A 12602-nucleotide genomic window follows, 5' to 3' on the forward strand; every position below is an offset into this window, starting at 1 on the left:
GAGACAATGACTCAACGCAAGGGCAAGACCATGCTCCGGAGGTTGGCCGCAGTGCTCGCGCTGGCAGCGGGCGTCACAGGTGCGAGCGTGCTCAGCGCGCAAACGGCGCAAGCCGCCGACGGCCATTTCGTGCTGATCAGCCACGCGCCCGATTCCGACTCGTGGTGGAACACGATCAAGAACGCCATCAAGCAGGCCGACGAAGACTGGAACGTCGAGACCGACTACCGCAATCCACCCAACGGCGACATCGCCGACATGTCGCGCCTGATCGAACAGGCCGCCGCGCGTAACTACGACGGCGTGATCGTGACCATCGCCGACTACGACGTGCTCAAGAGCTCGATCGGCAAGGTCACGCAAAAGAAGATTCCGCTCGTGACGATCAACTCGGGCACCGAGGAACAGAGCGAGAAGCTCGGCGCGATCATGCACGTGGGTCAGCCCGAATACGTGGCGGGCCACGCAGCCGGCGAAAAGGCCAAGGCCGCGGGCGTGAAGTCGTTCCTGTGCGTGAATCACTTCGCGACCAACGCCGTGTCGTTCGAACGCTGCCGCGGATTTGCCGATGCGCTCGGCGTGGACTACAAGAGCTCGACAATCGACTCCGGCCAGGACCCGACGGAAATCCAGTCGAAGGTGAGCGCGTATTTGCGCAACCATCCGAACACGGGCGCGATCCTCACGCTCGGCCCGGTGCCGGCGGCCGCCACGCTCAAGGCGATCGACCAGATGGGCCTCGCGGGCAAGATCTACTTCTGCACGTTCGACTTCTCGGATGACATTGCCAAGGCGATCCGCGCAGGCACCATCCAGTTCGCGATCGACCAGCAGCCGTACCTGCAGGGCTACATCCCCGTGGCCGTTCTCGCGATCGTGAAGAAGGAGCACACCACGGACCCGCAGAAGATCCGCCAGATCCTCGAAGCGAATCCGAAGTTCAAGCAGCGCCTCGAAACCTATGGCCTGCAGCCCTCGTACGGTCCGAAGAACATCCGCTCGGGTCCGGGCTTCATCACCAAGGAGAATCTCGACAAGGTCGTGAAGTACGCAGGTCAGTATCGCTAAGCATTTTTTGTCAGCCACGCGCGGCGGTGGCTAGCATCTTCCGATGCCCATCGCCTCTCGCCAGCCTCGCCGCGCGCCATTCACCGGGTTGCTTCTACTGCAAGGCAGTCGCTTGTGGGGAATGCGCTCGGGTATTTGAGCCAACGCAGACGCGAATGCGCCCGCCACGGCCGATCGCCTTGCACGAGACCAGCGTAAGGCGCTAAAGCACCAACTCTGGTCGATACAGGAGACATCATGGGTGTAGCCGGCAAACACTTCCCCTCGCACGCTCAGGAAGACGGCGCGCAAGACGCGCCCGCGCCGCAGCCAGGCGCCAGCGACGAACGCGTGCGCCGCGAATCGTGGTTCGGCCATCTGCTCGGCCGCCCCGAATTCGCCGCGATTTCCGGCACCGTGCTGGTCTTCGCCGTCTTCGCGATCGGCGCGGGCGGCTCGGGCATGTTCGATCTCGACGGCGTGATGAACTGGTCCCAGGTCGCCGCCTACCTCGGCATCCTGAGCGTCGGCGCGTGCCTGCTGATGATCGCCGGCGAGTTCGACCTCTCCATCGGCTCGATGATCGGCTTCGCCGGCATGATGGTGGCGATCCCCACGATGTACTTCCACTGGCCCATCGCGCTTTCCATTCTGTTCGCGTTCGTGGGCTGCACCGCGCTCGGCGCGCTCAACGGCTACCTCGTAATGCGCACGCGGCTGCCTTCGTTCATCGTCACGCTCGCGTTCCTCTTCATCCTGCGCGGCCTGACGCTTGCGCTCTCGATCATGTTCGCGGACCGCACGATCGTCTCGGGCGTGGGCGACGTGGCCAAAGCCGACTTCGTGACCAACCTGCTTTTTCATGGCACGGCGTTCAAGGGCCTCTTCGTCGCGCTTGCGCATATCGGCATCGGCAGGATGCTCGAAAACGGTCAGCCGCTTGTGCCCGGCGTGCCCAAGGTGATTCTCTGGTGGTTCGCGCTCGTGGCGATCGGCGCATTCGTGCTCGCCAAGACGCGCTACGGCAACTGGATTCTCGCCGTGGGCGGCGACGCCAACGCCGCGAAGAACGTGGGCGTGCCCGTGAAGCGCGTGAAGATTTCGCTCTTCATGCTCACCGCGTTCTGCTCGTGCCTGTTCGCCGTGCTGCAGGTGTGCGACATCGGTTCGGCCGCTGCCGACCGCGGGCTGCAGAAAGAATTCGAAGCGATCATCGCCGCGGTGATCGGCGGCACGCTGCTCACGGGCGGCTACGGCTCGGTGATCGGCGCAGCATTCGGCGCACTCATCTTCGGCGTCGTGCAGATCGGCATCACTTACACGAACATCGATTCGGACTGGTTCCGCGTGTTCCTCGGCGTGATGCTGCTCATTGCCGTGCTCTTCAATCACTATGTGCGCCGCCGCGTCGCGCAATCGTAAGCCGGAGGCTCAAATGTCCGACACTCAAAACACCGCAGACGGCGACACGATTCTCGCGCTCGAGAATGTCAGCAAGTACTTCGGCAAGGTCATCGCACTGAACGGCGTCACATTGCGCTTGAAACGCGGCGAGGTGCACTGCCTGCTCGGCGACAACGGCGCGGGCAAGTCCACGCTCATCAAGACACTCGCCGGCGTGCACCAGCCGACCTCTGGCCAGTACTTCGTGGACGGCAAACCCGTAATGTTCGATTCGCCGAAAGACGCGCTCGATCTCGGCATCGCCACCGTCTACCAGGATCTCGCGCTCGTGCCGCTGCTCTCGGTCGCGCGCAACTTCTTCATGGGCCGCGAGCCGCAAAAGAAGCTGTTCGGCTTCATCAACGTGATGGATCTCGATTCGAGCGCCGCGATCGCGAAGGACCGCCTCGCCGGAATGGGCATCAACGTGCGCGACCCGCATCAGGCCATCGGCACGATGTCGGGCGGCGAGAAGCAGTGTCTCGCGATCGCACGCGCCATTCACTTCGGCGCACGCGTGCTGATTCTCGACGAGCCGACCGCCGCGCTCGGCGTGAAACAGAGCTTCAACGTGCTCAAGCTGATTCACGCCGCACGCGCAAAGGGCATTTCGGTGATCTTCATCACCCACAACGTGCACCACGCCTACCCCATCGGCGACTCGTTCACGCTGCTCAATCGCGGTCGCTCGCTCGGGACCTACACGAAGGACACGATCAGCAAGAACGAAGTGCTCGACATGATGGCGGGCGGTGCGGAGATGCAGAAGATGATCGCCGAACTCGACGGCGCGACCATCTGAGCACGAGCGCACGGCACAGCTCCCAACAGGAATACACATGGCCCTGACTCATTCAACCCCGCCCCGTTCCACCCCAGGCCGTTTCGCCGCCGGCCGCAGCCGCGACATCGTCTGCCTCGGACGCCTGGGCGTCGATCTCTACGCTCAACAGGTGGGCGCGCGGCTCGAAGACGTCTCCACCTTCGCGAAGTATCTGGGCGGCTCCTCGGCGAACATCGCCTTCGGCTGCGCGCGTCTGGGCCTGAAGTCGGCCATGCTCACGCGCGTGGGCGACGACCATATGGGGCGCTTCCTCGTCGAAACGCTCACGAAGGAAGGCTGCGACACGAGCCACGTGCGCGTGGACCATGAACGCCTCACGGCGCTCGTGCTGCTGGGCCTGAAAGACCGCGACACATTCCCGCTGATTTTCTACCGCGAGAACTGTGCCGACATGGCCGTCGATGCGGGCGACTTCGACGAAGCCTTCATCGCCTCCTCGAAAGCGCTGCTCATTACCGGCACGCACTTCTCGACCGAACAGGTGAATCGCACGAGCCTCACCGCACTCGACTACGCGCGCCGCAACAACGTGCGCACCGTGCTCGACATCGACTACCGTCCCGTGCTCTGGGGCCTAACCGGCAAGGCGGACGGCGAGACGCGCTTCGTCGCGAGCGAAGGGGTGAGCGCGCATTTGCAGCGCATCCTGCCGCATTTCAATCTCGTGATCGGCACCGAGGAAGAGTTCCGCATTGCAGGCGGCAAGGAATCGCTCGTCGATGCGCTCAAGCGCGTGCGCGAAGTCACGGAAGCGACGCTGCTCGTCAAACGGGGGCCGCTCGGCTGCCAGATCGTGGAAGGTGCGGTGCCCGTCTCGATGGACGATTTGCCCATGCAGCGCGGCGTGGAAGTCGAAGTACTCAACGTGCTCGGGGCGGGTGACGCTTTCGCCTCCGGCTTTCTTTCGGGCTGGCTGCGCGACGCCTCGCTCGAAGACTGCGCGCGCTCGGCCAACGCGTGCGGCGCCCTCGTCGTCTCGCGGCACGGCTGCGCGCCCGCCATGCCGACGCCCGTGGAACTCGACTACTTCCTGCGCGAAGCGGCCGCCGACCCCGTACGCATGCGCCGCCCCGACCGTGACGCGACGCTCGCGCGCCTGCATCGCGTGACACCCGCGCGGAAGCGGCACGACGAAGTGCTCGGCTTCGCGTTCGATCATCGCAACCAGTTCTTCGATCTCGCGCAGCAGACCGGCGCAAGCGAAGCGCGCATTTCGTATCTGAAGAATCTCTTCGTCGAAGCGGTCGCGCAGACCGAACGCACGCTCGGCTTGCAGGGACGCATCGGTGTCCTGATCGATGACCGCTACGGCCAGGATGCGCTCAACGCCGCGACCGGCCGCGGCTGGTGGATCGGCCGTCCGGTCGAGCTGCCGGGCTCCGTGCCGCTCGTGTTCGACCATGGCCGCTCGATCGGCACGACGCTCGCGTCCTGGCCCATTGATCACACGGTGAAGTGTCTCGTGCAGTTCCACCCCGACGAGCCCATCGAACAGCGTCTCGAACAGGAAGCGCAACTGCGCGCGCTCTACGACGCCACCCAGGCGAGCGGCCACGAACTGCTGCTCGAAGTGATCCCACCGAAGCTTAACGGCGAGCCGAACGCGCCCGATACGGTCTATCGCGCGCTCAAGCGGCTCTACAACATCGGCCTCTATCCGGAGTGGTGGAAGCTCGAACCGACGGGCGCCGCGCAATGGCGCGAGATCGACGCGCTGATCGCCGAGCGCGACCCGTATTGCCGCGGCGTCGTGCTGCTCGGACTCTCCGCGCCGATCGACCAGCTCGTGGAGGGCTTTCGCGCGGCGGCCGTCTCAAATACCTGCCGGGGCTTCACAGTGGGCCGCTCGATCTTCTATGAACCGAGCCTCGCCTGGCTCGCAGGCGAAATCGGCGACGACGAGGTGATCGCCCGCGCGCGCCGCGCCTTCGAAACGCTGATCGGCGCGTGGCGCGCCGCGCGCACCGACGCTCGAGGGGCGCACGACAATCATGAGGAGAAGGCGGCATGAATCAACGCATTGCTCCTGGCGACTACGCCGCGCAGGAAAGCGCGCAGAACGCAGTACCCGCGGCGCACACGAGCACCGTGCGGCTTACGACGGCGCAGGCGCTCGTGCGCTATCTCGCTGCGCAGCGCGTGGCGAGCGAGGACGGCTCAGGCCGCACGGAGCCGCTATTCGGCGGCGTGTTCGCGATCTTCGGTCACGGCAACGTGGCCGGCATCGGGGAAGCGCTTTATCAGTATCGGCACGAACTGCCCACGCTGCGCGCGCACAACGAGCAGGCCATGGCGCACAGCGCGATCGCCTATGCCAAGGCGCACTTTCGCCGCCGCATGATGGCGGTGACGACCTCGATTGGCCCCGGCGCGACGAATCTCGTCACGGCGGCCGCGCTTGCGCACGTGAACCGCTTGCCGGTGCTGCTGTTGCCCGGTGACATTTTCGTATCGCGCGAACCCGATCCGGTGCTGCAGCAGATCGAGGATCTGCATGACGGCGGCCTCTCCGCTAACGACGCGCTGCGCCCCGTCTCGCGCTACTTCGACCGCATCGTGCATCCCGCGCAGTTGCTCACGGCGCTGCCGCGCGCGCTGCGCGTGCTCACCGACGCCGCGCTCTGCGGCCCCGTCACGCTCGCGCTGCCGCAGGACGTGCAGGCCATGGCATGGGACTATCCGGCGAGCTTCTTCACGCCGCGCCTCGTGACATTCCACGCCCCAGCGCCTATTCAGACCGAGATCGATGCGGCGCTTATGCAGTTGCATCGCGCGAAGCGCCCGCTCATCGTCGCGGGCGGCGGCGTGCTCTATTCGCGCGCCTCGCAGGCCTTGCAGACGCTTGCGGCCTCGCGCGGCATACCCGTGGCCGAAACGCAGGCGGGCAAAGGCTCGCTCGCGTGGGACGATCCGCTCAACGTCGGCGCGCTCGGTGTGACAGGCTCGCCCGCCGCCAACGAACTGGCGCGCGACGCCGACTGCGTGCTCGCCGTGGGCACGCGTTTGCAGGACTTCACGACCGGCTCGAACTCGCTCTTTGCGAACGCGCATGTGATCGGCGTGAACGCCAACGGCTTCGACGCGCTCAAGCACGACGGCCTCGCCGTGCAGGCCGACGCGCGCCAGGCGCTCGCTGCGCTCAACGACGAACTGATCAACTGGCGCGCCGACGCGAACTGGACCGCCCGCGCCCAGCGCCTCGCGGGCGACTGGCGCGCGAGCATCGAGCGCCTCACGCACGCGCCGCAGGAACGCAACCGCCTGCCGTACGACGCCGATGTGATCGGCGCCGTGCAGCGCTCGTCGAGCCGTTCGTACACCGAAGACATCGTCGTCTGCGCGGCCGGCACGCTGCCCGCCGAGCTGCACAAGCTCTGGCGCGCGGGCCAGCCCGGCGCCTATCACGTCGAATACGGCTACTCGTGCATGGGCTACGAGATCGCGGGCGGCCTGGGCGCGAAGCTTGCGCGGCCCGATCGCGAGGTCATCGTCATGGTGGGCGACGGCAGCTATCTGATGATGAACAGCGAGATCGCCACCTCGGTCATGCTGGGCGCGAAGCTCATCATCGTCGTGCTCGACAACCGCGGCTACGGCTGCATCAACCGGTTGCAGCAGGCTTGCGGCGGCGCGCCGTTCAACAACCTGTTCAACGATTGCGCGCAAGGGCCGCTCGGCGCCCCTCGCATCGATTTCGCCTCGCATGCGCGCTCGCTCGGCGCGCAGGCCGAGCACGTGGCGAACGTCGCGGAACTCGAAGCGGCGATGCAACGCGCGCGCGCTTCGTCGCGCACTTACGTGGTCTCCATCGACACCGACCCCGCGCGCACGACGGAGGAAGGCGGCTGGTGGTGGGAGGTCGCCGTGCCCGAGGTGTCCACGCGCGCCACCGTGCGCGAGGCGCGCGAGCGCTATGAAGAGCAGGTCGCGCAGCGCAGCGGACGCGCGCACGCCAGCGACGACGAATCCGGCAACGCATAACGGCTCTGACGACACAGACATCGAGGAGCGCACATGAGCGCATTTGAAGTACGCATCGGCATCAACCCGCTGTCGTGGATGAACGACGACCTGCCCTCGCTCGGCGGCGAGACGCCGCTATCGCAGGCGCTGACCGAGGGCCGCGAGATCGGTTACGAGGGCTTCGAGCTAGGCAACAAGTTTCCGCGCGAGCCGCAGGCGCTCAGGTCGCTCCTCGCGCAACACGATCTATCGCTCGTCTCCGGCTGGTATTCGGGCATGCTCGCGCGACGCAGCGTGGAAGAAGAGATCGCCGCGGTCGAGAAGCATCTGGACCTGCTCGCACAGAACGGCGCGACCGTGATGGTCTACGGCGAGGTCGCCGATTCGATCCAGGGCGCGCCGCGTCCGCTCTACCAGCGCCCGCGCTTTTTCAGCGACAAGCAGTGGGACGAATACGCCGCGCGCGTGGACGCCTTCGCGCGCCATACGCTCTCGCGCGGCGTGCGGCTCGCGTACCACCATCACATGGGCGCTTATGTCGAAACGCCCGCCGACGTCGACAAGCTCATGGCGCGCACGAGCGACGCCGTGGGCCTGCTGTTCGACGCAGGCCATATGACGTTTGCAGGCGGCGACCCCGTCGCCGAACTCGACAAGCACATTGCACGCGTATGTCATGTGCACTGCAAGGACGTGCGCCCGGCAGTCATGAAACTCGCACGCAACCGCAACTGGAGCTTTCTCGACGCCGTGCTCGCAGGCGCGTTCACCGTACCGGGCGACGGCGCGATCGATTTTCCCGCGATCATCGCGCGCCTGAAGCGTCACGGCTATCGCGGCTGGCTCGTCGTCGAAGCCGAGCAGGACCCCGTAATCGCACCGTCGTACGAATATGCGCAAAAGGGTTACCGTACGCTGCGCACGCTCGTCGATGCGACGGACACCCAATCGAAGGAGGCAGCATGACTCTGCTGGTCAAGGCCGCGCGCGAAGGTCAGACGATCGCGCGCGTCACGCCCGACACCGCGGGCTGGCGCTATGTCGGCTTCGCCGCATACCGGCTCGAAGTGGATGAACTCGTCTATGTCAGTGAGCCCGATCGCGAGAGCTGCATCGTCGTGCTCTCGGGCTCGGTGGATATCGAGGCGGGCGGCGAGCGCTGGTCGAGCCTCGGCTCGCGCGACAGCGTCTTCGAAGACGCCGCGCCGTATGCCCTTTATGTGCCGCCCGGCGTGAAAGCGACGGTGCGCGCCAAGCGCAATGCCGAAGTGGGCGTGGCGAGCGCGCCCGCCAAAGGCACGCTGCCCGCTCGCCTCATCGAGCCCGCGCAGATGAAGCGCTCCACGCGCGGCAAGGGAGCGAATACGCGCTACGTCTGCGATATCCTGCCGCAAGACGCGCCCGCTGAATCGCTGCTCGTGGTCGAGGTGCGCACGCCCTCGGGCCATTCGTCGAGCTACCCGCCGCACAAGCACGACGCCGACCGCTTGCCGCACGAGAGCGCGCTCGAAGAAACCTACTATCACCGGCTCAATCCGCAGCAGGGTTTCGCGTTCCAGCGCGTGTACACCGACGCGCGCGATCTGGACGAAACGATGGCCGTGGAAAATCACGACATCGTGATGGTGCCGCGCGGCTATCACCCGGTCGTCGTCCCGTATGGCTACGACTCGTACTACCTGAATGTGATGGCGGGCCCCACGCGCGAATGGCACTTCCACAACGACCCGGCGCACGCGTGGATCATCGAGCGCGACGCGAAGTGACGCGTCCATAAAAAACGCCGCGTGTCGAACCACGCGGCGTTTTTCGTTGTGACCGCAACGAACTGCAGGAGCGTCAAGCCAGCCGGAATTTCCCCACCAGCCGCTTGAGCACCTTGGCTTGATCGTCGAGCGATTGCGCCGCCGCGGTCGCCTCTTCAACGAGCGCCGCGTTCTGCTGCGTGCCGGCGTCCATCTGCGTGACCGCGCGGCTGATTTCCTCGATGCCCGAGCGCTGCTCGCGCGAAGCCGCCGAAATTTCGCCGATGATGTCGTTCACGCGCCGCACGGCCTTTACGACCTCGTCCATCGTCGAGCCCGCGTCCTGCGCCAGCGTCGAGCCATTCGATACGCGCTCGACCGATGCGCCGATCAGCGCCTTGATCTCCTTGGCCGCCGCCGCGCTGCGCTGCGCGAGGCTGCGCACCTCGCCCGCCACCACGGCGAAGCCGCGCCCTTCCTCGCCCGCGCGCGCCGCTTCCACGGCGGCATTGAGCGCGAGAATATTGGTCTGGAACGCAATGCCCTCGATCACGCCGATGATGTCCGCGATGCTCTTCGCGCTGTCGTTGATCTCCTGCATCGTCGCGACCACGCGCCCGACCACCGAGCCGCCCTTCTCCGCGATTGCCGAGGCATTGCCCGCGAGCGTGCTGGCCTGTTCGGCGTTTTCGGCATTCAGACGCACCGTGGACGTGAGCTGCTCCATGCTGCTCGCCGTGCGCTCGAGCGCCATGGCCTGTTCTTCGGTGCGGCGCGACAGATCGAGATTGCCGGTCGAGATTTCGCCCGAGGCGGAGGCGATCGCCTCGGCGCTCGCGGCGATCTCGGCCACCGTGGTCGAGAGACCCTTCTGCATGTCGCGCAGCGCGCCCAGCATGCTCGCCGCGTCGCGGGCGTGAACCGTGACGGGCTGTGCGAGATCGCCGGCCGCGATCCGGGCCGCGATGGCCTTGGCGTGCGCGGGCTCGCCGCCCAGTTGCCGCGCGATGCGGCGCACGACCCATTCGCTCACGAAGAACGCGAGCACGAACATGGCCACCGTCGCCACGGCCATCATCACGAACGACGACTTGAAGATGAACTCGGCCTTTTCGATGGTCGCCTTCGCGGCCGTCCCGCGCTGCGCGACGAGGTCGTTGACGAGCGTTTCGAGCTTGCCGGTCTCCACGAGCAGCGAGACGTCCTGCGTGCCCACCTGCCAGCTCATCTGCGAGAGATCGAGCGGCTGCTGCTTCACGAGCGTCACGAAGTCGCGCAGATGGCCGCTCCACGCCGTGGTCGCATCGGCGAGCTTCTTTTGCAGGGCGAGCGCGTCGCCGCCCTGCTCCTGCGCGTACTGCTGCAGCTGGCTTATGCCGCGCTCCAGCGCACCGAGATCCTTGTCGATGTCCTGGCCTAGTTCGTCGCGCTCGCGCGCCGTGGTCGCGGTGAGCAGCATCTTCTGCGCGCGGCTCGCGCGCAGCACGTGGCCGCGCGCTTCCTCGGCCGCGCGGCTCGCGACGTAGCCCTGTTCGTAGATCGATTGCGTCGAGCCGTTCAGGCGGCTGATTTGCGCGAGCGAAATGGCGCCGATGGCGAGCGTGCCGATCAGCACCAGCGCGAAGGCGAGACGCAGTGTGGCCTTCACGGAAAGCCGCGAGCGGCGCGTCGCCGCGCCGGCGCGTCCCGTTTTGCGTTGCTGCGCGTGCGCCGCGCTGCCTGCCGGATCCTGCGGCACGAACCCTGCGTGCCCGCCGCCTTGCGATACTGCTTTCATTTTGGTCCCCAGCATTGTTGTCAGGCTCAGCGCCATCGTTCCTGATTTGCGCTACGCCTCAACCCCGGTCTACGGCACACCACCGCGCATTCTTTAACGCCTTCGCGCGCGCGGTGCGGCCCGTACTCCAGCCCCGTTTTGCGCACCTCGTGGGCGCGCATATCGGCGGTTTATACACGGCCAAAATGAGATGCCAAAAATCCCGCATTAATTTCGAGTATTCGTAACAGCCCTTGCGGCATTGGGCGCAGGGTAACGGCGCGCCACTCCTGTCCGATTCTCGACAAATCTTGTCCGTACAGTTCGAGCAAGACACATTACACTGCGCTCATAACTCTTATACATGTCCTTTCATGCCGTCGCCGCTGCCCGTCTGGCGTGGTGCCCGCTGAATACTCTCTGCTGCTACCGACAACATGGAAACCAGTCTCGACAAGCGCGCCCTGCCGGGCGCTGCCGCGGGTTCGTCCGCGGCCGCTTCCGCCCCCGCCGCCGCGGCCGCGGCCGCGGTGCAACGCACCGTCTACTCGGTGCTGGGTGCGATCAGCTTCTCGCACCTGCTCAACGACATGATCCAGTCGTTGATCCTCGCCATCTACCCGATGCTCAAGGACAACTTCTCGCTGTCGTTCACGCAGATCGGCCTCATCACGCTCACTTACCAGATCACGGCGTCGATGCTGCAGCCGCTGGTGGGCTTCTTCACCGACAAGCGGCCCCTGCCGTACTCGCTGCCCGTCGGCATGGGCTTCACGCTGTGCGGCCTGCTGCTGATGTCGGTCGCGCCGACCTTCGGCGTGCTGCTCGTGGCGGCCGCGCTGGTGGGCTGCGGCTCGTCGGTGTTCCATCCGGAATCGTCGCGCGTGGCGCGCATGGCGTCGGGCGGGCGTCACGGTCTCGCGCAGTCGCTCTTCCAGGTGGGCGGCAACGCGGGCACGTCGCTCGGGCCGCTGCTCGCCGCCGCGATCGTCATTCCGCACGGCCAGCGCAGCATTGCGTGGTTCTCGGCGGCGGCGCTCGTCGGCATGATCGTGCTCACGCAGATCGGCCGCTGGTATAAAGCCCATCCCGCGATGAAGAAAAAGCGCGCCGAGGTGCCGCACGTCGTGCTCTCGCGCGCACGCGTGGCGGGCGCCATCGGCGTGCTCGTGCTGCTCGTGTTCTCGAAGTACTTCTATCTCGCGAGCATCAACAGCTACTTCACGTTCTATCTGATCGACCGCTTCCACCTCTCCGTGCAGGCCGCGCAGATCCATCTGTTCGTGTTCCTCGCCGCGGTTGCCGCCGGCACGATCATTGGCGGCCCGGTGGGTGACCGCATCGGCCGCAAGTACGTGATCTGGGTCTCGATTCTCGGCGTGGCGCCGTTCACGCTGCTGCTGCCCTACGCCAACCTGTTCTGGACCGGCGTGCTCACCGTGATCATCGGCGTGGTGCTGGCCTCGGCGTTCTCGGCCATCCTCGTCTATGCGCAGGAGCTGATTCCGGGCAAGGTGGGCATGGTCGCGGGTCTCTTCTTTGGCTTCGCGTTCGGCTTGGGCGGCATCGGCGCGGCGGTGCTCGGCCAGTTGGCGGATGCGACCAGCATCGGCTTCGTCTACAAGGTTTGCTCGTTCCTGCCGCTCATCGGCATCCTCACCGTGCTGCTGCCCGACGTGGAAGGCAAGCGCGCGAAGAAAATTGCCTAAGCGCAGCGGCACGCGCATCGCTCTGCAAAACGGCCGGACGCCTCTCGGGGCTCCGGCCGTTGTTCGTTGTGCGTCTGCACACGCTTTGCCTCGCC

The 12602-nt window shown here is 66.0% G+C and carries 9 protein-coding genes; 8 read left to right on the forward strand and 1 reads right to left on the reverse strand.

Annotated features, from left to right (window positions below):
- Positions 1 to 6: 6 nt before the first annotated feature.
- The 7 genes from AB3X99_RS18830 (at position 7) to iolB (ending at position 9063) form a co-directional block, all read left to right on the forward strand.
- Positions 7 to 1068 carry a sugar ABC transporter substrate-binding protein gene (locus tag AB3X99_RS18830; RefSeq protein WP_069268672.1) on the forward strand — a complete coding sequence of 354 codons (1062 nt, stop codon included), beginning with the start codon at positions 7 to 9 and terminating at the stop codon, positions 1066 to 1068.
- 237 nt (positions 1069 to 1305) lie between these two features.
- A complete protein-coding gene (locus AB3X99_RS18835; RefSeq protein WP_342945963.1) occupies positions 1306 to 2469 on the forward strand; it encodes an ABC transporter permease in 1164 nt (387 codons plus the stop codon).
- Between the two features lie 13 nt (positions 2470 to 2482).
- Positions 2483 to 3292, forward strand: coding sequence for an ATP-binding cassette domain-containing protein (locus tag AB3X99_RS18840; protein ID WP_069268674.1), 810 nt, complete (start codon positions 2483 to 2485; stop codon positions 3290 to 3292).
- Between the two features lie 37 nt (positions 3293 to 3329).
- The gene (gene iolC / locus AB3X99_RS18845) at positions 3330 to 5345 is read left to right on the forward strand and encodes a 5-dehydro-2-deoxygluconokinase (RefSeq protein WP_368617755.1); all 2016 of its coding nucleotides are present in this window, start codon (positions 3330 to 3332) and stop codon (positions 5343 to 5345) included.
- Complete coding sequence (iolD, locus tag AB3X99_RS18850; protein ID WP_368617756.1) at positions 5342 to 7315, forward strand: 3D-(3,5/4)-trihydroxycyclohexane-1,2-dione acylhydrolase (decyclizing); 1974 nt, start codon at positions 5342 to 5344, stop codon at positions 7313 to 7315. Before iolC ends, iolD begins: the two co-directional genes overlap by 4 nt.
- 33 nt (positions 7316 to 7348) lie before the next feature.
- Positions 7349 to 8263, forward strand: a complete 915-nt coding sequence (gene iolE, locus AB3X99_RS18855) for a myo-inosose-2 dehydratase (RefSeq protein ID WP_368617758.1) — start codon at positions 7349 to 7351, stop codon at positions 8261 to 8263.
- Positions 8260 to 9063: a 5-deoxy-glucuronate isomerase gene (gene iolB, locus AB3X99_RS18860; protein ID WP_368617759.1), complete on the forward strand. Its 804-nt coding sequence runs from the start codon at positions 8260 to 8262 to the stop codon at positions 9061 to 9063. The genes iolE and iolB overlap by 4 nt, the downstream gene beginning before the upstream one ends.
- Before the next feature lie 73 nt (positions 9064 to 9136).
- Here iolB and AB3X99_RS18865 read toward each other — a convergent pair whose 3' ends face one another.
- Positions 9137 to 10819, reverse strand: a complete 1683-nt coding sequence (locus AB3X99_RS18865) for a methyl-accepting chemotaxis protein (protein ID WP_368617760.1) — start codon at positions 10817 to 10819, stop codon at positions 9137 to 9139.
- Between the two features lie 416 nt (positions 10820 to 11235).
- Here AB3X99_RS18865 and AB3X99_RS18870 point away from each other — a divergent pair, with 416 nt between their 5' ends.
- Positions 11236 to 12507 (forward strand): MFS transporter, encoded by a 1272-nt coding sequence (locus AB3X99_RS18870; RefSeq protein WP_368617761.1) that lies wholly within the window; start codon positions 11236 to 11238, stop codon positions 12505 to 12507.
- The last annotated feature ends 95 nt before the right edge of the window (positions 12508 to 12602 follow it).

The sequence above is a fragment of the Paraburkholderia sp. BR10882 genome, from assembly GCF_040948855.1.
In the GTDB taxonomy this organism is placed as follows: domain Bacteria; phylum Pseudomonadota; class Gammaproteobacteria; order Burkholderiales; family Burkholderiaceae; genus Paraburkholderia; species Paraburkholderia nodosa_A.

Coding starts and splice junctions, on each gene's coding strand:
- AB3X99_RS18870 (WP_368617761.1), top strand. CDS start 11,236: ATGGAAACCAGTCTCGACAAGCGCGCCCTGCCGGGCGCTGCCGCGGGT.
- iolE (WP_368617758.1), top strand. CDS start 7,349: ATGAGCGCATTTGAAGTACGCATCGGCATCAACCCGCTGTCGTGGATG.
- iolD (WP_368617756.1), top strand. CDS start 5,342: ATGAATCAACGCATTGCTCCTGGCGACTACGCCGCGCAGGAAAGCGCG.
- AB3X99_RS18840 (WP_069268674.1), top strand. CDS start 2,483: ATGTCCGACACTCAAAACACCGCAGACGGCGACACGATTCTCGCGCTC.
- iolB (WP_368617759.1), top strand. CDS start 8,260: ATGACTCTGCTGGTCAAGGCCGCGCGCGAAGGTCAGACGATCGCGCGC.
- AB3X99_RS18865 (WP_368617760.1), bottom strand. CDS start 10,819: ATGAAAGCAGTATCGCAAGGCGGCGGGCACGCAGGGTTCGTGCCGCAG.
- AB3X99_RS18835 (WP_342945963.1), top strand. CDS start 1,306: ATGGGTGTAGCCGGCAAACACTTCCCCTCGCACGCTCAGGAAGACGGC.
- AB3X99_RS18830 (WP_069268672.1), top strand. CDS start 7: ATGACTCAACGCAAGGGCAAGACCATGCTCCGGAGGTTGGCCGCAGTG.
- iolC (WP_368617755.1), top strand. CDS start 3,330: ATGGCCCTGACTCATTCAACCCCGCCCCGTTCCACCCCAGGCCGTTTC.